Genomic DNA, 22,257 nt, shown 5'->3' on the forward strand with positions numbered 1-22,257 from the left:
ACGTCAAGGTGATACTGAATGAACGAGTTCCGGAAGCCGATATTCGTGGCGGGTCATCGCGGCATGGTCGGAAGTGCGATCGTGCGCGGCCTTGCCAGCAGGGGCTACACCAACATCATCACGCGCAGTCGCGCCGAGCTTGACCTGACCGATCAGGCGCAGGTCAGGGCCTTCTTCGCCAAGGAGAAGCCGCAGGAGGTGTACATGGCGGCGGCGCAGGTTGGCGGCATTCATGCCAACAACACTTACCCGGCCGAGTTCATCTATTCAAACCTGATGGTCGAGGCGAACGTGGTCCACGAGTCGTGGCGCAACGGCGTCGCCAGGCTGCTGTTTCTCGGATCGAGTTGCATCTATCCGCGCCTTGCCGCCCAGCCCATGTCGGAGGATGTGCTCCTCACCGGCAAGCTGGAGCCCACCAACGAGCCGTATGCGATCGCGAAGATCGCCGGCATCAAGCTGTGCGAAAGCTACAACCGCCAGTACGGCTGCGACTATCGCAGCGTGATGCCGACGAACCTCTACGGCCCCGGCGACAACTATCACCCGCAGAACAGCCATGTTCTGCCGGCGATGATCCGCCGCTTCCATGAGGCCAAGACGTCGGACGCGCCGTCGGTCGTGATCTGGGGCACCGGCACACCCAAGCGGGAATTCCTCTACGTCGACGACCTGGCCAGCGCATGCGTCCACATCATGGACCTCCCCCGCGAGGTCTATGCCGCGCACACCGAGGTGATGAGCAGCCACATCAACATCGGTTCGGGCGAAGACCAGTCGATTGCCGAACTCGCCCAACTGGTGAGCGAGGTCGTGGGATACCGCGGCTCGATCCAGTACGACACGAGCAAGCCCGACGGCACGCCGCGCAAGCTGCTCGACATTTCCCGCATCCGCCAGCTCGGCTGGATGCCCAGAGTGCCTTTGCACGAAGGCATTGCCAAGGCGTACGAAGATTTCCGCAGCGAAGAACTGGTCGCGTGAGCGGGGATCTCCCGATACGATTCGCGTGATGTCAGGCCCTTCGATCTCGCTCATTCCTCCGGGCAGCGGTGGTGTCAAGGATTACGCGGTCGTCGTCGGTGGCCCGTTGCAGGCGCCTCCGATGGAGCTCAGTCCCACCACCGACTCATCGTCGTGGACCGGTGACTTGCTGCTGCTGCATTTCAGCTGCTACGGCTTCCAGAAGCGCGGCGTACCTCTCTGGCTGGTCAAGCGGATCGGCAGCCTCCGGCATCAGTTCAGGTCCTTCGGCGTGGTCTTCCACGAACTCTTCGCCTCCGGCCCGCCCTGGGGGTCGGCGTTCTGGCTCAACGGCATCCAGAAGCAGATCGCGCGCGAGCTGCTCTCCGTTTCCGATTTCTGGCTGACCAATCGGAGCGAGTCCGCCCGCTGGCTGCTCGACCAAAGTCGGGAAGCACCGCACCGCGTGCTGCCGGTGTTCTCGAGCGTCGGCGAGTTGGACGACATCGGGACAGAGCGCCTTCCGCACATGGTCGTGTTCGGGAGTTCGGGCGTGCGGGCCAATGTCTACCAGTGGGCCGACGGTGAAATCTTCCGGCGAGCACGAAACGCGGGGCTCGAGATCCACGACATCGGCCCGCCGCAACAGGATCCGGCACTGCTCCAGCGCTTCGAGCAGGAAGGCGTGGTAGCACACGGCAGACTCTCCGCCGCGGAAGTCAGCGCCAAGTTGGCCACGGCAGCTTATGGTGCCCTCGCCTACCCATCCGACTACGTCTCGAAGAGCAGCATCTTTGCAGCCTATTGCGCGCACGGCATCTGCCCGGTGTTGCTCTTCAAGGAATACGGCTCGTACGACGGCCTGTCGCCGAACGTGCACTACATCCCGGGCTTCGAGGCACTGGCCACCTCGGCAGCGAACGCCAGGGCCATCGGGCGTGAAGCGCGCGACTGGTATGAGCCGCATCGCATCGACGCCCATATCGCCGCGCTGCAGACCATGGCCGCGGAGGTGCAGAAATGAACGAACTGAAGTTCCTCTGGACCTCGCGCGAACGTCCTCCGTTCGGTTCGAAACGCTGGCTCGTGGTGTGGGCCAAGCGTGCGCTTCAGCTTCGCCCGCTGATGAGCCTCGTGTTGCACAGACGGAAACTGCGCTCACGCGGCATGGCAATCGGCATGCTTTCGGTGGTCGATACGGATGACGTGAAGGGCCCCGGCTCCAACATCAGCATCGGCGATCGAAGCTTCATTGCGCACAACGCCGAGCTTGTCGCGCTCGAAAAGATCACCATCGGTTCGCGCGTGGCCATCAATGACCGCGTGACCGTGCTCACGGCGAGCCACCATGTCGGCGATCCGACATGGCGACAGTTCAGCAAGCCCGTGCGCATCGAGGACTACGCATGGATCGCTGTCGGCGCGACGATCCTGCCGGGCGTGACGATCGGCTACGGCGCGGTGGTCGGCGCCGGTGCGGTCGTCGCCAAGGACGTCCCGCCATTTGCGGTCGCGACCGGCAATCCCGCCACCGTGCGCCTGGATGTGCGGCCTCACGATCTGGACTACGATCCCGTCATCCTCCTCGCACCGTACGAAGCCTGGGTGGGCCGCGGCAGAGGCGCCCCCGTCACTTCGGCCGACGCCATTCCATCGAGCGAACCGGCACCGATGGGCAACCAGAAACCCACGCCATGAGCGCCGTCCTTTCACCAACGCAGCAGCGTGCCGCCAGCAGGCCTCAGGCGCTCAGCCGTGCGGGGCAGCTTTTTCTGGTGGTCTTCATCCTCGTCGTGTACGAAGGCGCAGTGCGCAAATGGGTGACCTCCGCGGCGTCGCTGCCGCTGATCGGCTTGCGCGACCTCTGCGCCGCCTGGCTGGTCTTCTACGCATGGAAGCGCGGCTATCTGCGCCAGAACATGAGGATCACGTCCGCCATGTTTGCGTGGTCGCTGCTGGTGGTCGGATGGGGCCTCTTCCAGCTCGCCGCAGGGCAGAGTTCGCTCATCATCTTCCTGATCGGGCTGCGCTTCTGGCTGCTGTACACCTGGTTTGCCATCGCTGCGGCGGCCTCCATGAACGAAACGGACTATCGAACAGCCGTCCTGACCGCGGGATGGATGATGCTCTTCATGGCGCCGCTCGTCGTATTGCAGCACTACTCACCGCCCGGCGCATGGATCAATGTGCAGCTGGACAACGACGATGAGGAAGGCATCTACACCGTCGTGGCCGGTGTGGTTCGCACCACCGGTACCTTCAGCTTCACCGCCGGCTATTCGACGTTCATGGGGCTGGTGGCGCCATTGGTCTTCGGTCTGCTGTTGGCGCGAAAGCCTCGCAGCAAGCACACGCTCTTCGCGACCGCGGTGTTCGTTGCTCTCCTGGTCGGAGTGCTGATGAGCGGCTCCAGAACGGCCGTCATTTCGTCGGGGATGATGTTCTTGGTGTACCTGCTCGGCAGGATGCTGTTCTCCCGAATGCAGCAGAAGCCGGCGGCCGCGGTCGGGGTCGTCGTCGCGTTGCTGCTGGTCGGAGTCTTCATGATCTTCTTCCGGGATGCACTCGACGTGACGCAGACGCGATTCGAGCAGGCGTCTGAATCGGAAGACTTCTGGGCCCGTGTGCAGACCATCCTGGTGGGGGAACCCCATGTATTCGAGACCCTCAACTGGCTGGGAGCGGGTGTCGGCTACGGCTCCAACCTCGCCAATTTCGTGCGCACCGGTTCGTCCGAATACTTCGCGCTCGCAGAATCCGAAGGCGGCCGCATCCTGCTCGAAGGCGGACTGCTGGGGCTCCTCTACGTGGGGCTGAAGCTATTGGTGATCGCGATCGGCGTCGTCAAGAGCATCTGGCTGTCGAGAAAGACCCATTCGCCCTTCCCGCTGCTTGTGTGGCTCACCGCCGCGCTGGCGATCATGACGTGGCCCTCCAGTGGCCAGTTGACCGCCCATGGGCTCCTGTCGATCATCTTTGCTTTTGCACTCCTGGTCTTCCGGTTTCCGAGGCTTGAGCTCTTTCCCGGACGTGCCTCGAAAACGTGAGACTCCTTCACTTCGTTCCATCGGTTGATCCACACGGCGGCGGGCCCATCGAAGGCGTCAGGCGACTTCGGGACGCTCTGGCGGCCATCGGCCATCCGGGCGACATCCTGTGCCTCGACAAGCCCGATGCCGACTTCGTCACCGCCTTTCCCGGACAGGTGACGGCGCTGGGTCCGTCCTCGAGCGGCTATTTCTACAACGACCGTGTGGTCCCGTGGCTTCAGGCCCATGCCGCGGACTACGACGCCGTGATCGTGAACGGGCTCTGGCAATACACCGGCCTCGCAACGTGGCGGGCGCTCGGTCGTTCGGCGACGCCCTATTTCGTCTACACGCACGGCATGCTCGACCCCTGGTTCAAGCGCCGCTACCCGCTGAAGCACCTGAAGAAGTGGCTGTACTGGCCCTGGGCTGAATATCGCGTGTTGCGCGATGCCGCTGCAGTGATCTTCACCTGCGAGGAAGAACGCCTTCTTGCGCGCCAGTCCTTCTGGCTCTATCGGGCGCGAGAAGTCGTCGGGTCATACGGCACCTCGCAGCCACCGACCAACGCACGCGCGCTGGCGGCCGGATTCACCGCCGCCTTTCCCGAGATCCAGGGCAAGCGTGCGCTGCTCTATCTCGGCCGCATTCACGAGAAGAAAGGCGGCGACCTTCTCATCGATGCCTTCGCGCGCGTGCTTGGCGAGGCGCCGGACCTGCACCTCGTGATGGCTGGCCCCGGCGACGACGGCCTCGTGAGTCAACTGAAGAGCCGCGCCGAACGGCTCGGCATTGCACAGCGCATCACCTGGACCGGCCTGCTGTCGGGCGACCTCAAGTGGGGCGCGTTCTATGCCTCCGATGTGTTCTGCCTGCCCTCGCACCAGGAGAACTTCGGCATCGCGGTCGTGGAGGCCCTTGCCTGCGGCAAGCCGGTGCTCATCAGCGACAAGGTGAACATCTGGCGCGAGATCCAGCAGGACGGCGCCGGACTGGTCGGCCCCGACACGCTCGACGGCACCATCGCGACCCTGCGCCAGTGGCTTTCTCTGTCGCGCTCCGACGTCGCCGCCATGCGCATCGCCGCGCTGCGCTGCTTCCAGGCGCGCTTCCAGATCGAGCAGGTGGCGGAGACGCTCGTGCGGATCATCAGCGACCACTCGCCCGGCGCGTCGCATTTCGGCCCTCTCGAACGCGCCTCGAATCAACCTCGAAACGCTGCCTGAGGGCCAATGAAGCTTCTCGTCTACGGGATCAATTTCGCCCCCGAACTGACCGGCATTGGCAAATACACAGGCGAGATGGTCGCCTGGCTTGCCGCACAGGGACACGACGTTCGCGTTGTCACCGCACCGCCCTACTACCCCGACTGGGCGGTCTGGCCCGGCTACAACGCGGGGCGCTACACCACCGAGAACTGGAACGGCGCCAAGGTCATCCGCACACCCTTGTGGGTGCCGCGCAAGGTGACTGGCACCCGGCGCCTGATCCATCTCGCCAGCTTCGCGCTGAGCAGCATTCCTGCGCTCCTCTCGCATTGGCACTGGAAGCCGGATGTGGTGTGGGTGACCGAGCCGCCCCTCTTCTGCTCGCCGGCCGCCGTTGCCTTCGCGCGGCTCCGCTCCGCAAAGGCGTGGCTGCACATCCAGGACTACGAAGTCGATGCGGCTTTCGAGCTCGGATTGCTCAAGGGCCAGCGGATACGCTCCATCGTCGCCTCGATGGAGCGCCGGCTCATGCGTTGTTTCGATCGAATCTCGACGATCTCGATGCGGATGATGGAGCGCGCGAGCAGCAAGGGGACCGAGGATGCGCGTTTGATCTCCCTGCCCAACTGGGCTGACGTGTCGAGCATCCGCCCCCTCGCCGGCGAGAGCCCCTATCGCGCTGAACTGGGCATCCCGCCGGATGCGGTCGTCGCACTCTATTCGGGCAACATGGGGGCCAAGCAGGGGCTCGAACTTCTGGCCGAGACGGCCTCGCTGCTTGCCGAGCATCGCGACCTCCACTTCGTCTTTTGCGGCAATGGCGCCGGGCGCGCAGACCTCGCGAAGCGCTGCGAAAAACTGGCGAACGTGCGCTTCCTCGATCTGCAGCCGATGGAACGTCTGGGCGATCTCCTCGGGCTCGCGGACATCCATCTGCTACCGCAGCGCGCCGACGCTGCCGATCTGGTGATGCCGTCGAAGCTCACAGGCATGTTGAGCAGCGGCAGGCCCGTGGTGGCAGGCGCCAGGCCCGAGACCGAGCTTGGCCAGGTCACCGCGAAATGTGGCGTTGCCGTGCCGCCGGACGATCCGAAATCATTTGCCGATGCGGTGCTCTCGCTTGCCTCGCAGCCGGAACGCCGGCGCGAACTCGGCATCCTGGCGAGGGCCTATGCGGAGGAGAACTTCGACCGCGACGCGGTCCTCAGGCAGTTCGAGCGCGACCTGAAAGCCTGCGTGGCAGACGCACGCCGCTGAAACGAGGGCTCAGCGCGCGACCGACGGCGATCGAGCCGCCATCCGGTCGCCGCGATCACTGCTCTTCGGGCAGGATGCTCTCGTAGTTGTAGTGGGTGTAGCGATAGCGGCCGTACTTCGATGCCGACAGTGTCCGGCGGCCGAGATTCATCGCATTCAGCAGCACCCCGGTGGCCGCCTTGCCGCTCATCGCGAGGCGCCGCGTGCTTTCCTTGATTTCGCCCATGGTCGACAGGTCGGCCCGCGCCACCAGCAGCACGGTGCCCGTGTGCGCGGCCACGGTGCTCGTGTCGGCGGCCACCAGCACCGGCGGCGAGTCGATCACCAACAGGTCGTATTGCTCCGACAGACGCTCCAACATGGTCTTGAACGAGTCCGACACCAGCAGCTCGGCCGGGTTCGGCGGCAGCTGGCCGGTCGCGAGAAAGTCGAGGTTCTGGACCACCTGCTTGTGAACCGTCTGCTGGATCGTCAAGCTGCCCGCGATCAGTTCCGACAGACCGCCGTGCCGTTGCAATCCCAGGTACTGGTGCGTATGACCGCGGCGAAGGTCGGCGTCGATCAGCAGCGTGCGGCGCCCGGCAGCCGCCATCAGCGCTGCGAAGTTCGCCGACACGAAGCTCTTGCCGACACCCGGAGTCGGCCCGGTGATCAGCACCCGGTTGTTCGGTGATTCGAGCATCGCGAACTGCATCGCCGTTCTCAGGCTTCGCAGGCTTTCCACCGCGGGATCGTCGGGATGCTCGATCGCCAGGAGCCTCACACCCGTCACACCGCTCAAGCGCCGCTTGGCAATCGCATCCTGGTGCGAACTGACCGGAATGGACGAGAACACCGGCAGGCCGCTATTGATTTCAACCTCATGCGGATCGCGAATCCGACGCTCGACGAAGGCATTGCGCAGGAAGGCGGCAACCACGCCGAGGAACAGTCCCAACGCGAGCGAGGCACCAATGATGGACTTGCGGTTTGGCTTGATCGGATACTGCGGCACGACGGCCTCGTCGACCACGCGGACGTTGCCGACCTTGCCCTCCTTTACCAAGCGCAGTTGAAGCGCGTTGTTGAGGAGCGACTGGTACAGCTCGGTGTTCACCTTGACCTCGCGCTCCATGCGCACCGCTTCCTGCTGCGCATCAGGGAGTTGCTTGATGCGCTGCTGGATCTCGCCCAGATCGGACCGGAGCGCCGCAATCTGCGCATCCAGCGTCTGGACCAGCGGATGGGCGGAGGTGAAACGCGCCTCGAGTTCCCGCCGGCGCTGCTGGGCTTCCAGAAGCTTCGTCTCGCGATCCACCGACTGGCTGACCGCGATCGAAGCGGCCTGGGAGAAGTCGATCGTGCCCTTCTGGTTCCGGTAGCGGTTGTAGGCGTCTTCGGAAGCCTCGAGTTGCTTCTTGAACTGCGGCAACTGGACATCGAGGAACGCGAGAGTCTTCTGCGCCTCCGCCGCCTTGCGTTCGATGTTCTGCCGCACGTATTCCGCTCCCACGGCGTTCAACACACGCGTGAGCTTGTACGGATCGGTGTCCTGCCGTGATACGTTGATGATTCCCGATGACTTGCCGCGCTCGTACACGTTGAGGCTGTTCTGGAGCCCGATGACGGTGGGCAGTTCGGGCAGCGACTGGACATCAAATTCCGCACCGGGCTTGCCTTCGAGTTTGGCGACCATCAGCTCGATCGGCCCCTTGGTACTGGTGGCCTTCAGCATCGTGCCGACCGTTCCGCTCAAGGGCTCGTTCAGGCCGGGCCCGGAGAGCGCGTAGCGCCCGCCGTCTTTCGCCGTGATGATGAAACCCGCCCCTTGGAGCGGTTCCGGCAAGTTGAACCTCGAGACCTCGATGTATTCCTGGCCGGACACGTAGCCGGGTTGGCCGAGGAACCCTGGGTTCGACAAGCCCGTCGAGCGCCGCGCCAGCCAGCCTCCGATGTACGGGATGTAGCGAGGCGTCGCGACGACGAAGAGATTGGCCGTTTCGGCCGCCTTCGCTGCGATCATGCGCGAGCGGAGGATTTCGATTTCCGCGCTGGCAGGCGTCTTCACGTCGACCAGTCCGCCCGCCTCGTTCAGCACGCCTTTCCCGCCGCCTTCCTCGACCTGGATGACCATGGCGGCCTCGTACACGGGCCTCTCGAGAGACGCATAGATAAACCCGGCCACGAAGACCACGAGCGCGACGCCGGCGATCAACCACTTGTTGGCCTGCAGCACCTCGACGTATCGACCGATGTCGAACTCCTGTTCCTCCGGCGTTTCAAATACGCTGGGGTTGGGCTTGGGGGTGAGCGTGGAGTTCATTAACTGGATACTCTGGAAATGCGGTCAACCCATTGCTGGGCACCGTCTTCGATGGAGGCGAGCGAACGCTGGAAGGCGTCCTTTCCGGCGCGGTACGGATCAAGCACATCCCGATCGTTGAACTCGCCGAGCCGAAATACCTTGCCGATTGCGAATGGATAGCGTCCCTCGACCTCGCGCCGCTGACCGCGGTCCATCACGAGGATCAGGTCGGCACGCTGGCACATCTCCACGTCGAGTTGCCGCGCCTGATGCTTCGCGATGCTGATCCCGCGCTCGTCCATCAACTCGCGGGCCATGGGGTCCGCGGGCCGCCCCACCAGCGCTTCGAGCCCCGCCGATGTGACCTGCGCACGAGGAAGCGCCGCACTGAACAGCCCCGCTGCCATCGGGCTGCGGCAGATGTTTCCAAGACACACGACAAGGACGTTTCGCATGTTCGCAATCAGACAGTTATCGACCGGACCCCGTCGGGGTGACGACACCGCGATAGGTGGTCCAGGTCGTTGCAGTTGGCAGAACCAGGTTGAGCACGCGGTTCCACTTGACCAGTGGCACCGGATCCACGAACACCACGTCCTTGGCCCGCAGCGCAAAGCCATCCGCCATCGCGAGGGCCGTCGGCGTCTTCGCGTCGAGGTGGAAGATCGACTGGCCGCCCGTCGGCTCGTTGCGAATCACATAGATCTGGATCGGGTTGGCGGTGTTCAGATTCAGGCCGCCGGCCTCGATCAGAGCATCACTCAGGCTCAACCGGCCATTGCGCATCGGCACACCCAGCTGCGAGGTGACCTCACCCAGGACCCCAACCTTGGTTTCATCACGGCTGCGGAAGTACAGCATGTCGCCCGGCTTCAGCAGGATCCGGCTCGGGTCGATCCCCGCATCAGCCATAGCCAGGAGATTCAACGGCGTCATCTTGCCGTCGCGCGTGAGCTCGATCGCCGAACGGTCGCCATTGGTCGTCAGCCCGCCGGCGCGGTTCATGGCCTCGGCCAACGTCATCGGGATGTCGCTGAACACCATCAGGCCAGGCGTACGGATCTCGCCTTCCATATATGCGCGCTTGCTTCGAAAGGCGTTGACGCGCACGCTAAGCTGCGGATCGCGGTAGACGCGCGACAGGCGTTTGACGAGCGCCTGCTCCACTTCCTCGACGGTCATGCCATTGACATTGAGCGAGCCCGCATACGGAAAGCTCATTTGGCCAGTGACCGACACGATGTACCCAGGGGCCGCAGTCACTGCTGCGCCGTCTCCACCGCCGGCGGAAGGCGGGGTGCTGTAAATGATTTCGGGATGGTCCAGCACCTGGATGCCCAGCACGTCTCCCGGACCGATGCGATACGGCCCGGCCTCACCAATGAGCTTTCGCACCTCGGACCCGACGGTCGACTTGGCGGTCGCGGCACGCTGCGCCTGGATCAGTTCAGGCGTGATTTCCGTAATGGCGCCTGGCGGTGGCGGATCGATCTCGTTGGTCGAAAAGCCGGAGGGCGAGACAGCCTTGGCTGCGTCGTTGCTGGCGGAACTGAACCCCGGAGCCAGAGGTGCACAGCCTTGAACCAGCAAAGCGACCGCAGCCAGGCAACCGGCTTGGAGGAAATAGCGCTTCAAAACCGACCTCGCATGGTGACCCCGAAATGAATACTTTTGCAAACAGTTACCACTGTACCTCAGGAAAGGTAACGACTCAAACCCTTTATTGGCTTAGTGCGTAAGGTGGATGAACGCCTTCAACGAAGTACACCAAAAGACTTCATCAAAAGGAGGAATTTGCCGACATACAGCGAATTCGAGGGGTCTTTTTTCTGATTCGCTGCTACAGAATCAATAGCATCAAGGCCGCACGCAGTCTGGCCAGATCAGGGATTCTCTGTTTGCGCGGCGCGCTTCCATGCGGCGGACGCCTGATCGGCGTCATCGCGCGCCTCGGCGAGCTGGGCCAGTGCCTGCCAAGCCCGCCGATGGAGGTTGGCGTCCTGCAAGCCCAATCCGGCCTGTGTGAGCAACTGTTGCGCCTTGCCCCACAACTGGCGCTTCATGCAGGCCATGCCCGCGAGGTACTGCAGATTGGCATCGCGCGGGTTGTTGCGCTGGGCGGACTCGATGCGAGAGAGCCAGTCCGCGTCCACCGAGTCCAGCCCCGCTTCGAGTGCGCGCACCAGCTTGACGCGCAGCGACTCACCCAGACTTTGCGGCTGCTGGATCATCCGCTCCCAGACCGGCAGCAGCCACGCGCGAGCCACAGACAGATCGCCGCGCAGGGTGACCATGCGCTGGGCCGCGTGGATCGCAACTTCCGGAATCTCGCGCTCCGTGGTCTCGAATTCGTTCCACGCGCGCAGAAGCTGCGCTGGGTCGTATGCGCCCGAGAGCAGTTCGGTCGCGAGGCCGCGAACGATGCTCTGCGCACCCGAGTCCGAGAACGCGCGGTGCTTCGCGAGGAGACGCGCGGTTTCGAGCGCCTCCAGCGTCCGGCGATCTTGCCGCGCAGCTTTCAGACGGATACGCAGGGCCAGCGTGCGTCGCTGCGCGCCGTGCGGCAGCTCTTCCAGGCGCGCGAGAGCGCCCGGCGCGTCGCGATCGTCCAGCGCCCAACGGGCCGCTCGCAGCTGCACGCCCTCTCGGGTCTCCGGCGTCGACATGGCGCCGCGCTCCGCGCTCTCATTGAGCGCCTGTTGAAGGTGCGCATCGCGCGCGGGCTTGTCCTGCAGGGATTGCGCGCTCTCCGCCGCCAGCAAATGCGCCATCACGCGGACCTGAGGCGCGGCCGGAAGGCGCGCATCGAGTGCAGCAAGCGCGCGCTCCTGCACCAGCGCGGCCAGGGCTGCCTTGCGGGCACGCGAGAAGCGCCCGGCCAGCAATTGCACCGCAGCATCGAGAAGCGACGCATGCAAGGCGCGTTCTTTCTGCTGGAGTCGCCATTGCCGAGCCTGCTTCGGCAGCGAGAACAGGGCCGACAGGCCGCGCAGAGCCAGGTGCAGGAACACGAAAGCCGCAAGCAGCAGGAGCAACGTGAGGTTCAGCGACAGATCGACACGCCATGGCGGCCAGAAGACGGTGATCGTGCCCTGGTTGTTGCCCGCAAACAGCGCGACCGCAGCTGCGATGCCGAACAGTGCGAGTAGCCAGAGAGCCGCGCGCATGGTCGCTAGCGCCCGGCAGCGGCCGTCGCCAGGGCCGCGAGGGTTTCATCGACGCGCGGCGGCTCGGTCGTCTTCACCTGCGCCTGGATCTGCTGGAGCAGCGTGGCCGCGGCCTGCACACGGCGCGATGCCGGGTCGAAGTAGCGATTGAGCGATACCGACACTGCGGCGAGTTCGCCCCGTGCAGTTTCGACCTGGCGCGAGAGGATCGACAGGCGTGCGTTGAGCAGCTTGAGCTTCAGGTTCTCACGCAGGAAGAAAGTCTGGTCCGGCGTGAGCAGCACCGCCTCGGGCCGATCGATGCGCCCCACGCGCAAGAGCGAGCGCGCTTCGCCACGCACCGTCAGCAGGACGCGCTCCCACCACGGCGCTCCGGGCGGCACGGGCTCGGCCTGGAGCGCGCTGCCGCTTCCGCGCATCGCCACCGCGTTGACTACGGGAAGGTCGTCGAGGTTGCGGATGAGTTCATCGATCTTCTGTAGCGCCTCGCCCACGTCTGCGCTGGCAGAAGCGCGCAGCCGGTCGGCATCGTGCTGCATCGCGCGCTGCAGGGGGGCAAGTCTCGGCTGCGAGGCGCGCGCGATGCGCTGGTCGCCAGCCTTCAGCGTCGCGAGGAGCGGCTGGACGTTGCCCGTGACCTGCGCCTGCTGCAAGGCGGAGCGCACCGCGGCTTCGATATCGACCACGAGGTTCTCGTCGCGCGAACGCGAGAGGCTCTGCATGAGTTCTTCGAGTTGCGCCCGCTGGAGCGTGACTTCGTTGACACGTGTTTCGGTAAGTGCAAGCCGGGCCGCCGTGTCGCGCACGACCTCTTGCGCCTGCCTTGCGAGCGTGCGGGCTTCGAGCGATTGCGCGAGAGCGTCCGCGCTCTGCCGCGCGAGCTGTTCCTGCATGCCGCTGACCTTCTGCCACAGCGCGATCGAGATCACGAGGGCCACGAGCGCGACGATCGCCAGGACGCCGATCAGCAATCTGGACAACAAGGCGGCTGCGGCGGCAGGGCCGGCCATCGCGGCAGTGGGCGCTGCAGCGCGCACCGCGGGATCTGGCACAGGCTCGATCAAGACGGAAGCGTCGCTCATGCGAAGGATTCTATCGACGCGACCAACGACGACAGAGACGGCGGGGACACGTGCACGCGCCCGAAACCCGCAGTGCGAGCGGCTTGCGCGATGCGCTCGTGCGTTGTAAGTGCGCACGCGGCACGCCACTCGATCGCCGGCACGAGCGCGCGGAGATTCGAGATGGCTTCGGAGCTGCTGAAGAGCCAGATGGCCGAGCCGTCGGCGGCTTCGGCAATCAGTCGCCGCTCTTCGTCACCGATGGCGGGCGCAAGACGGCGGTAGGCGGCCACCGCGTCGCAAGTGCCGCCGACGCCGGCGATCTCGTTCGCAAGCCACTCGCGCCCCGCGGCCTGACCGGACGCATCGCCGCCTCGCACGATCAACACGCGCATGCCGGGACGCACCTGCGATCGCACCAGCGACCAAAGGGCCTCGGAGTCGAACTGCGCAGCATCGGCCGCGGGCGCGTCGATGGACGATTCGGGGACGCCGGCATCGCGCAGTCCGCGCACGGTGCCGGGGCCGGTCGCCCAGAAGCGGCAGTGCGAGGCTGCATCGATGCGGGCACCGTCGAGGAAGTGCGTGGCCGCCGCGGCACTCACGAACATCAGCGCGCCGTAGCCAGCGATTCGCTGCCATGCCTCGTCGATGGGTTTCCGGTCCGCGATCGATGCAATCTCGATCAACGGCAGTGCGACGGCATCGAGCCCCGCAGCACGCAGATCGTCCACCCACCTGGAGGCCTCACGCGCAGGTCGGGTGACGATCACTCGCCGACGCGACATCTCAGTGAGCACCGCCCGCGCGCAAGAGGCCGGCGGCGTTCTCGCCCAATGCACCCGCCTGCGCAAATTCCGCCACGCTCCCCTGCACGTGCACCCGCACCAGCGGCGCGGCACCTTCAGGGTCGCCCCAAGCGGCGTCGATGCGCAGGCCGCCCTCCGGCTGCCACCGGGCGTGAGCGGCCAACGGCATCGAGCAACTGCCGCCCATGGCGCGACTCACTGCGCGTTCGGCGGCAGTGGCCAGCCAGTCGGATCGGCTCGAGAGCGGTGCGAGGAGTTCGATCAAGTCCGAGCGATCCGCGCGTACCTCGATGCCCAGCGCGCCCTGCCCGGCTGCGGGCAGCATGGCGTCGGGTTCAAACGTCTGGCGGATTCGGCCTTCGAGCCCGAGTCGCTTGAGGCCGGCCGCGGCGAGCACGATTGCGTCGTACTGCCCTTCGTCCAGCTTGCGCAGGCGGGTGTCGAGATTGCCGCGCAGCGGTTCGATGCGCAGGTCGGGCCGCAGCGAGCGCAGCAGCACCACGCGCCGCAGGCTGGAAGTGCCGACCACCGCGCCGTGCGGCAGGGCATCGAGCGACTCGAAGCGCGGGGAGACGAGCGCATCGCGCGGGTCTTCGCGTTCCAGCACGCAAGCCAGCGCGAACCCTTCCGGCAGATCCATCGGCACATCCTTGAGCGAATGCACCGCGATGTCGGCACGGCCTTCTTCGAGTGCGAGCTCGAGTTCCTTGACAAACAGCCCTTTGCCGCCGACCTTGCTCAGGGAGCGATCGAGGATCTGGTCGCCTCGCGTCGTCATGCCCAGGAGGGTGACCGCGTGGCCCTGTTCTTGCAGGAGCGCCTTCAGGTGCTCCGCTTGCCACATCGCCAGTCGACTTTCGCGTGTGGCGATCACGATGTTGCTCAAGACCGTTCCAATGAGAGAGAAGTACCGCGGGGATGCTAGCATGTTGCGCCGCAGCAACGTTCGCCGCAGGCCTATTCGACGAGGAGAAGTTTCGAGATGAAGACGAGCCCCGCCCCGGCCGCCCCCAAGCGGAAAGCCAACGACGAAGACCTGCCACTGATCGCCGACATCCGCTTGCTCGGGCGCATCCTTGGCGACGTGATCCGCGAGCAGGAGGGCGAGGCGGCGTACGAGCTGGTCGAGAAGATCCGCACGCTCTCGGTCGCCTTCCGGCGCGATGCCGACCATGCCGCCGATCGCGCGCTCAAGAACCTGCTCAAGGGCCTGAGCGCGGCCGAGACGGTCAGCGTGATTCGCGCCTTCACCTACTTCAGCCATCTGGCCAACCTTGCCGAGGACAGGCATCAGATCCGCCGCCGCACCGAGGCCGATCGTGCCGGCGAAAGCGCCGAAGGCAGCCTGGAGATCGCGCTCGCCCGCATCCGCAAGGCGGGCATCAAGCCGGAAGCGGTCGTGGAATCGCTCGCGCACAGCTATGTCTCGCCGGTGCTCACCGCGCACCCGACGGAAGTGCAGCGCAAGAGCATCCTCGATGCGGAGCGCGCCATTGCCCAACTGCTCGCTGCGCGCGACGAGATCGCATTGCGTCAGCTCGCCTTTGCAGGCAAGAAAGACGCGCTCACGCCGATCGAGTACGCGGAGAACGAGAAGCAGATGCGCACCCGCGTCACGCAGCTCTGGCAGACGCGGCTGCTGCGCTTCTCCAAGCTCACCGTCGCGGACGAGATCGAGAACGCACTGAGCTACTACGAAGCCACCTTCCTGCGCGAGATCCCGCGCGTCTACGCTGCGCTGGAGAAGTCGCTCGGCGATGGCGGCACCGCTCTGGCTGTGGCGCCGTTCCTGCGCATGGGCCAGTGGATCGGCGGCGATCGCGACGGCAACCCCAACGTCACCGCCGAGACGCTCGAATACGCGCTGCGTCGCCAAGCCGAGCTGGCGCTGCGGCACTACCTGACCGAAGTGCACTACCTCGGCGGCGAGCTGTCGTTGTCGGCCACGCTGGTGGATGTGTCGGTAGAGATGCAGGCGCTCGCAGAACGCTCGCCCGACAAGAACGAGCACCGCGTCGATGAACCCTATCGCCTCGCGCTCACCGGCATCTATTCGCGGCTCGCGGCCACCTTGCGCGACCTCACCGGCGGCCAGGCGGCGCGCCATGCGGTGCCGCCGCAGAACCCCTATCTGCGCGCCGAAGAATTCCTTGCCGACCTGCACACGATCGAGGAATCGCTCGTCGACCAGCACGGTGCGGTGCTGGCAGCGCAGCGGCTGCATCCGCTGATCCGCGCGGTGGAAGTGTTCGGCTTCCATCTCGCGACGGTCGACCTGCGCCAGAGTTCCGACAAGCACGAAGCCGTGGTGGCGGAGTTGCTCGCGACTGCGCGCATCGAGCCCAACTACGCCTCGCTCGCCGAAGAGGCCAAGCAGACACTGCTGCTGCGCCTGCTCGATGATGCGCGACCGCTGCGCGTGCCCGATGCAGACTACTCCCCGTTGGCAAGGAGCGAACTCGCCATCTTCGCCGCCGCACGCACCGCGCGTGCCCGCTTCGGCGCGGCCGCCATCCGTCACTACATCATCAGCCACACCGAAACGGTGAGCGACCTGCTGGAAGCGCTGCTGCTGCAGAAGGAAGTCGGCCTACTGCGCGGGACCCTGGCAGAGAACGCAACATGCGATCTGATCGTTGTGCCGCTGTTCGAGACCATCGAGGACCTGCGCAACGCCGCGCCGATCGTGCGCGCCTTCTACGCGCTGCCGGGCATCCACGCGCTGATCCAGCGCTCGGGCGCCGAGCAGGACGTGATGCTGGGCTACAGCGACAGCAACAAGGACGGCGGCATCTTCACCAGCAACTGGGAGCTCTATCGCGCAGGCCTCGCGCTGGTGGCACTGTTCGATGAATTGAACGCCGAGAGCCGCGTTCCGATCCGCCTCCGCATGTTCCATGGCCGCGGCGGCACGGTCGGCCGTGGCGGCGGGCCGAGCTACCAGGCGATCCTGGCGCAACCGCCGGGCACGGTGCGAGGACAGATCCGCCTGACCGAGCAAGGCGAGGTGATCGGCTCGAAGTACGCCAATCCCGAAATCGGGCGGCGCAATCTCGAAACGCTGGTCGCGGCCACGCTCGAAGCCACCCTGCTGCCGAGCGCCAAGGCCGCGCCGAGCACCTTCATGGCTGCCGCAGCGGAGCTTTCCTCGGCGAGCATGGCTGCGTACCGGGCGCTGGTGTACGACACACCCAACTTCGGCGACTACTTCTTCAGCGCTACGCCGATCCGCGAGATCGCGGAACTCAACATCGGCTCCCGGCCTGCGTCACGCAACCCGAGCCGAAGCATCGAGGACCTGCGCGCAGTGCCCTGGAGCTTCAGTTGGGGCCAATGCCGGCTCACGCTTCCGGGCTGGTACGGCTTCGGGTCGGCGATCGAGAAGTTCCTCGCCAACGCTGGCAGCCCCGCCGCGCGCAAGGAACGGCAGGCGCTCCTGCAGCGCATGTACGCGCAATGGCCCTTCTTCCGCACCCTGCTGTCGAACATGGACATGGTGCTCGCCAAGAGCGATCTCGCGCTGGCCTCGCGCTATTCGGAGCTGGTCGCCGACCGCAAGCTGCGGCAGAAGGTCTTCTCGATGATCGACGCCGAATGGCACCGTACCTCGGACGCGCTGGTGCTCATCACCGGCGCCAAGCAGCGGCTGGAGGGCAACGCCGAGATGCAACGCTCGATCCGCCATCGCTTCCCGTACATCGACCCGCTGCACCACCTGCAGGTGGAACTGATGCGACGCTATCGCGCCGGCCAGATCGACGAACGGCTCCAGAGTGGCATCCACATGTCCATCAACGGCGTAGCCGCCGGCCTAAGGAACACCGGCTGACGACATCAGCCAGGGCGCCCGCGGAACCGGCTACGCCGGGCCGCATGGGTGCGCCCCCTTGAGGGGGTGCAGAGCCACACGAAGTGGGCGAGGCTGGGGATGGTCTTTTCACTCGCCTAGCAGCTCTCCAATGGGCTGCAGGTCTTCCACGTGATCGCAGATGGCCTTGGCAACCATCATGATCGGGATGCCTAGCAGCAGCCCCCAGACGCCCCAGAGCCAGCCCCAGAAAATCACGCCGACGAACACGGCCACCGGGTTCATTCGGCTGGTCCGGCTGGTGAGAATCGGCAGCAGCAGGTTACCCACCAGGGTGTGAATCAATAGCGAACTGCCGCCCACCAGAAGCGCCATCTGCACGCTGTTGAACTGGAGGAAGGCCACCAGCCCCGCCGCCGACATCACGATGACGGAGCCGATGTAGGGGATGAGGTTCGTCACGCCGGCCACGATGCCCCACACCGCCGCGCTCTCCAATCCGATCGCCCAGAAGGCAAGCCCCGTGGCGACGCCGACGAGCACGCTGGTCAGGATCTGCACCAGCAGATAGCGCTCGATGTTCTTCGTGATGTCGTCGAGCACGTGCACGGTGATCTTTTTCTTCTGCAGGCTCGAACCGGTGATCTTGACCAGCTTGCGGCGGAAGGTGTCTCCCGAACCCAGCGCGAAGTAGGTCAGGAAAGCGATCAGCGTGAGCTGCCCCGCCGCGGCAATCAGGCCAACCGTACCGCTCCAGAGGTAGTCCCTGACATTGAAGGCGGGCCGCTCGATGACCACGCGGGCGACACCCTTGCGCGCCGCGACCTTGGCCGAGTTCTCCTCGGCGGCCTGCTCGATCTGCGCGGCGGCCTTCTGCACCGTGTCGAGCGCGCTCGCATCCCTGACCCTACCGTCGCCGCGAATCGCGAGTCGCAGCTTCTGTGCCGCAACGGGCAGTGAGTCGACGAGGTCCTGCGCGCTGCCGGACAGCGAATAGCCGGTCCAACCCATCGCGCCGCCGAGGGCAAGCAGGATCACAGCGGAACCGACCCAGCGCGACAACTTCCAGCGTTCGAGCAGGTCGACCAGCGGCGACAGCGCGTAGGTGAGCATCAGGCTCACCATCAGCGGGATGAACACCGCCGCGCCCCAATGCAAGGCGAACACACTCCCGAGCGCGGCGAGCACCACCAGCGAGGCGCTGCGCACATCCACCGGCATGTGCAGCAGCACGCGCTCGGGTTCTGCGAGCACCTCGGGCGATTCTTTCTTCGCGTCGGAGTCGTCGCTCATCGCGGCTCCTTCAGCACCTCGCGAACGGTTGGAAGCTGGCGGCGCGACACCACGACCGGCTCAGGAATCCCGTCGAGCCGCAAAGCCCAGCCTTCCGCTTCCTCGCCGTCGTCGTATTTCTCCAGCGCGCGGATGGCGGAGCGCGCCACGAGCGCGTTCCGATGCACGCGAACGAAACGCTTCGGATAGCGCTCCTCGAGATCGGAGAGCGACCCATCGAAGATATGACTGCGCTGCGCCGTGCGGACGGTGAGGTACTTGAACTCGGACTTGAGATAGAGCACTTCCGACAGCGGCACCCGCTCGGTGCGCCCGCGATCGAGGATCAGCAGCACCTCCTGCGGCTCCTGCATGCCGGCCGGCTGACGTTCGTGCAGAAAGCGCGAGACCTTCTGCAGGGCCTGCTGGAGCCGTTCGACGCGCACCGGCTTCGTCAGGTAGTCGACCGCCTCGAGCTCGAAAGCCGTCACCGCGTGCGCCGCATAGGCGGTGACGAAGATCACCGCCGGCGCGTCCGGCTGGCTACGCAGGTTGCGCGCGAGCTCGAGACCATCGATGCCTGGCATGTGGATGTCCAGCAACACGAGATCGAGACGTTGCGTGCCGAGATGCTCCAGCGCGGCTTCGCCGTTCGCCGCTTCGCCGACGACATCGGCGGCCGGCGCGTGGCAATCCGCCAGGAGCGCGCGCATCCGGGAACGCGCCAGGGCTTCGTCATCGACGATCAAGGTGCGAAGAGGAGTCATGTTTCAGCAGGAATTGCAATGCGTACGCGATAGTGCTTCTGATCCAGGCCGGCGCTGAACTGCGCCCGCATGTCGTGCAGGAGATGCAGACGGTCGCGCACATTGCCGAGGGCGATGCCATGGCCACGCGGCAGAGGCGCGTCGGCCCATCGCAGAGGAGGCAGGCTGTTGATCACCTCGATCAGCACCATGCTGCCGCGGCGTTCGGTGCGAATGCGCAGCTTGGCGCCTTCGGGGCTGGGCTCGACGCCATGCTTGACCGCGTTTTCCACCAGCGGCTGCAGCAGCAGCGGAGGCAGGCGCGCGCTGTTCGCATCGGGGTCGATGTCCCAACGCACGCGCATGCGGTCGCCGAAGCGCACCTGCTCGATGGCGAGGTAGCGTTCCGCGAGCGCGATTTCGTCGGCCAGCGTGACCGACTCGCTGGGATCCGCCAGCGCCTGCCGGAACAGCTCGCTGAGATCCTCCAGCATGGCTTCGGCCTTGGCCGGCTCGTCGCGCACGAGTGCGATGGCGCTGTTGAGGGTGTTGAACAGGAAATGCGGGCGAATGCGCGACTGAAGTTCTTCCAGGCGCGCCGTGGTGGCCGCCGGAGTTCGCCCACGCGCGCGCAGCACCAGTGCGGCGACGATCAGGCTCGCAAACAGCGCACCCGCCAGCGCGCTGGCCAGCCACGCCGAAGTCGTGATGACACCGGTCAGCCGCAGCAGGCCGCAGCCATAGAGCCCCGCCACCGCGCCGAGCAGCGCCCCGGCCACATACTGCGCCCGCAGGGGCAGGCGACCAAGCGGCTTCTTGAGCGCACACCCGACGAGCAGCCAGAGCAGCGTCGCGGGCAGCGCGCCACCGGTAACGGTTGCGGCCAGCAGCAGCCACTCGGACGGCGATGCCGCGAGAAACAGCGTGGCGACCGCCACCACCAGCTCGACGAAGAGAACCGCGCGAAGCACAACGCCGATCTGGCAGGCGTCGAAGACCACCGAGCCCCGAGGCACGGGCACGGATGCCGCCGCGGTCGGGGCCGAAGCCGGTTTCGTCCTGGACGATGGCGAAGGGGTGGCCGATAAAATCGACGGGTTGCGCATCAATGAAACACTGGGTGACCAACCCATTATTGCCTCCCGGCCGTCTCCCATGACCCAAAACCAACTCGACAAGAAATCCGAAGCCTGGTCCGCCCTGTTCTCGGAACCCATGAGCGACCTCGTCAAGCGCTACACCGCCAGCGTGTTCTTCGACAAGCGGCTGTGGCAGGCAGATATCGAGGGCTCGCTGGCGCATGCCGGCATGTTGGCCGCCCAGGGCATCATCGCCGCGCAGGACCACGCCGCAATCGAACGCGGGATGAAGCAGATTCGCGAGGAAATCGAATCCGGACAATTCGAGTGGAAGCTCGACCTGGAGGACGTGCACCTCAACATCGAAGCCCGCCTCACGCAGCTGGTGGGCGATGCCGGCAAGCGCCTGCACACAGGCCGCAGCCGCAACGACCAGGTCGCCACCGACGTCCGCCTCTGGCTGCGCGGCGAAATCGACCTGATCGGCGGCCTCCTGACCGACCTGCAGAAGTCGCTGCTCGACCTCGCTGAAAAGAACGTCGAGGTGATCCTCCCCGGCTTCACGCACCTGCAGGTGGCGCAGCCGGTGAGCTTCGGCCACCACATGCTGGCCTACGTCGAGATGTTTTCGCGCGATGCCGAACGCATGGCCGATGTGCGCAAGCGCCTCAACCGCCTGCCGCTGGGCGCCGCCGCGCTGGCCGGCACCAGCTACCCGCTGGATCGCGAGGCCGTGGCCAAGGCGCTCGGCATGGATGGCGTCTGCCAGAACAGCCTCGACGCTGTCAGCGACCGGGACTTCGCGATCGAATTCACCTCGGCGGCCTCGCTGGCCATGGTGCATATCAGCCGACTGAGCGAAGAACTGGTGCTCTGGATGAGCCAGTCCTTCGGCTTCATCGACATCGCGGACCGCTTCTGCACCGGCAGTTCGATCATGCCGCAGAAGAAGAACCCCGACGTTCCGGAATTGGCGCGCGGCAAGACCGGTCGCGTCGTGGGCCACCTGATGGGACTGATCACCCTCATGAAGGGCCAGCCGCTCGCCTACAACAAGGACAACCAGGAAGACAAGGAGCCGCTGTTCGACACGGTCGACACGCTCAAGGACACGCTGCGCATCTTCTCGGAAATGGTCGGCGGCATCACCGTCAAGCCTGAAGCCATGGAAATGGCGGCGTTGCGCGGCTATGCGACCGCGACCGATCTGGCCGACTACCTGGTCAAGAAGGGCCTGCCCTTCCGCGACTCGCACGAAACCGTGGCACACGCGGTCAAGGCCGCGATTTCACACAAGGTCGACCTGTCGGAGCTGCCGCTCGCCGTGCTCAAGAGCTTCAACCCGACGATCGAAAAGGATGTCTACGACGTGCTGTCGCTGCGCGGGTCGCTCACGGCGCGCAACATCCTGGGCGGCACCGCGCCTGCCCAGGTCCGCCAGCAGATTGCCCGGCATCGCGCTCGGCTGGTCTGAGAAATACGCCATACGGCGGGGGCGCACCATCCGTCGGATGTGTTCCCAAATGTAAAAATGTAGTGCTAAAGTTTGGCATGATTTGCGCTTCCTTCGAAGC

The 22,257-nt window shown here is 65.5% G+C and carries 18 protein-coding genes; 8 read left to right on the forward strand and 10 right to left on the reverse strand.

All coding sequences use genetic code 11. The annotated features are described in order from the left end of the window. Nucleotides 1-18: 18 nt before the first annotated feature. The 6 genes from FHW64_RS19205 to FHW64_RS19230 are packed head-to-tail and all read left to right on the forward strand — an operon-like array spanning nt 19 to nt 6,457. Nucleotides 19-984 (forward strand): GDP-L-fucose synthase, encoded by a 966-nt coding sequence (locus FHW64_RS19205; protein WP_184529047.1) that lies wholly within the window; start codon nt 19-21, stop codon nt 982-984. A 28-nt stretch (nt 985-1,012) separates the two neighbouring features. Further along, nucleotides 1,013-1,987, forward strand: coding sequence for a hypothetical protein (locus FHW64_RS19210; RefSeq protein WP_184529049.1), 975 nt, complete (start codon nt 1,013-1,015; stop codon nt 1,985-1,987). Next, complete coding sequence (locus tag FHW64_RS34750; RefSeq protein WP_184529051.1) at nt 1,984-2,661, forward strand: acyltransferase; 678 nt, start codon at nt 1,984-1,986, stop codon at nt 2,659-2,661. Before FHW64_RS19210 ends, FHW64_RS34750 begins: the two co-directional genes overlap by 4 nt. Continuing rightward, a complete protein-coding gene (gene wzy, locus FHW64_RS34755; RefSeq protein WP_184529053.1) occupies nt 2,658-4,010 on the forward strand; it encodes an O-antigen polysaccharide polymerase Wzy in 1,353 nt (450 codons plus the stop codon). The genes FHW64_RS34750 and wzy overlap by 4 nt, the downstream gene beginning before the upstream one ends. Continuing rightward, nucleotides 4,007-5,218: a glycosyltransferase gene (locus FHW64_RS19225; RefSeq protein WP_184529055.1), complete on the forward strand. Its 1,212-nt coding sequence runs from the start codon at nt 4,007-4,009 to the stop codon at nt 5,216-5,218. The genes wzy and FHW64_RS19225 overlap by 4 nt, the downstream gene beginning before the upstream one ends. A gap of 6 nt (nt 5,219-5,224) precedes the next feature. After that, complete coding sequence (locus tag FHW64_RS19230) at nt 5,225-6,457, forward strand: glycosyltransferase WbuB (RefSeq protein WP_184529057.1); 1,233 nt, start codon at nt 5,225-5,227, stop codon at nt 6,455-6,457. A 55-nt stretch (nt 6,458-6,512) separates the two neighbouring features. Here the strand turns inward: FHW64_RS19230 and FHW64_RS19235 are convergent, their stop codons facing one another. The 7 genes from FHW64_RS19235 to hemC form a co-directional block, all read right to left on the reverse strand. Beyond that, nucleotides 6,513-8,759, reverse strand: coding sequence for a polysaccharide biosynthesis tyrosine autokinase (locus FHW64_RS19235; protein ID WP_184529059.1), 2,247 nt, complete (start codon nt 8,757-8,759; stop codon nt 6,513-6,515). After that, nucleotides 8,759-9,196 carry a low molecular weight protein-tyrosine-phosphatase gene (locus FHW64_RS19240; RefSeq protein WP_184529061.1) on the reverse strand — a complete coding sequence of 146 codons (438 nt, stop codon included), beginning with the start codon at nt 9,194-9,196 and terminating at the stop codon, nt 8,759-8,761. Before FHW64_RS19240 ends, FHW64_RS19235 begins: the two co-directional genes overlap by 1 nt. Nucleotides 9,197-9,212: 16 nt before the next feature. Beyond that, on the reverse strand, nt 9,213-10,376 hold the full coding sequence (locus tag FHW64_RS19245; protein ID WP_184529063.1) for a polysaccharide biosynthesis/export family protein: 1,164 nt from the start codon (nt 10,374-10,376) through the stop codon (nt 9,213-9,215). 248 nt (nt 10,377-10,624) lie between these two features. Continuing rightward, nucleotides 10,625-11,908 carry a heme biosynthesis protein HemY gene (locus FHW64_RS19250; protein ID WP_184529065.1) on the reverse strand — a complete coding sequence of 428 codons (1,284 nt, stop codon included), beginning with the start codon at nt 11,906-11,908 and terminating at the stop codon, nt 10,625-10,627. 5 nt (nt 11,909-11,913) lie between these two features. Continuing rightward, nucleotides 11,914-12,990, reverse strand: a complete 1,077-nt coding sequence (locus FHW64_RS19255; RefSeq protein WP_184529067.1) for a uroporphyrinogen-III C-methyltransferase — start codon at nt 12,988-12,990, stop codon at nt 11,914-11,916. Continuing rightward, on the reverse strand, nt 12,987-13,757 hold the full coding sequence (locus FHW64_RS19260; protein ID WP_184529069.1) for a uroporphyrinogen-III synthase: 771 nt from the start codon (nt 13,755-13,757) through the stop codon (nt 12,987-12,989). The genes FHW64_RS19255 and FHW64_RS19260 overlap by 4 nt, the downstream gene beginning before the upstream one ends. 1 nt (nt 13,758) lies before the next feature. After that, nucleotides 13,759-14,706, reverse strand: coding sequence for a hydroxymethylbilane synthase (hemC, locus tag FHW64_RS19265; RefSeq protein ID WP_184529071.1), 948 nt, complete (start codon nt 14,704-14,706; stop codon nt 13,759-13,761). Between the two features lie 54 nt (nt 14,707-14,760). Here hemC and ppc point away from each other — a divergent pair, with 54 nt between their 5' ends. Beyond that, nucleotides 14,761-17,607 (forward strand): phosphoenolpyruvate carboxylase, encoded by a 2,847-nt coding sequence (gene ppc, locus FHW64_RS19270; RefSeq protein WP_184529073.1) that lies wholly within the window; start codon nt 14,761-14,763, stop codon nt 17,605-17,607. 108 nt (nt 17,608-17,715) lie between these two features. Here ppc and FHW64_RS19275 read toward each other — a convergent pair whose 3' ends face one another. Genes FHW64_RS19275 through FHW64_RS19285 form a run of 3 tightly spaced genes read right to left on the reverse strand, consistent with a single transcriptional unit; the run spans nt 17,716 to nt 20,710 of the window. Next, nucleotides 17,716-18,879: an AI-2E family transporter gene (locus FHW64_RS19275; RefSeq protein ID WP_184529075.1), complete on the reverse strand. Its 1,164-nt coding sequence runs from the start codon at nt 18,877-18,879 to the stop codon at nt 17,716-17,718. Continuing rightward, on the reverse strand, nt 18,876-19,625 hold the full coding sequence (locus tag FHW64_RS19280) for a LytTR family DNA-binding domain-containing protein (protein WP_184529077.1): 750 nt from the start codon (nt 19,623-19,625) through the stop codon (nt 18,876-18,878). The genes FHW64_RS19275 and FHW64_RS19280 overlap by 4 nt, the downstream gene beginning before the upstream one ends. Then, nucleotides 19,622-20,710: a sensor histidine kinase gene (locus FHW64_RS19285; protein ID WP_409350631.1), complete on the reverse strand. Its 1,089-nt coding sequence runs from the start codon at nt 20,708-20,710 to the stop codon at nt 19,622-19,624. The genes FHW64_RS19280 and FHW64_RS19285 overlap by 4 nt, the downstream gene beginning before the upstream one ends. 49 nt (nt 20,711-20,759) lie before the next feature. On the opposite strand from FHW64_RS19285, the gene argH reads away from it, so the two are divergent. Next, nucleotides 20,760-22,157: an argininosuccinate lyase gene (gene argH, locus FHW64_RS19290; RefSeq protein ID WP_184529081.1), complete on the forward strand. Its 1,398-nt coding sequence runs from the start codon at nt 20,760-20,762 to the stop codon at nt 22,155-22,157. The last annotated feature ends 100 nt before the right edge of the window (nt 22,158-22,257 follow it).

The organism is Variovorax sp. Sphag1AA (assembly GCF_014192575.1).
Lineage (GTDB): Bacteria > Pseudomonadota > Gammaproteobacteria > Burkholderiales > Burkholderiaceae_C > Variovorax.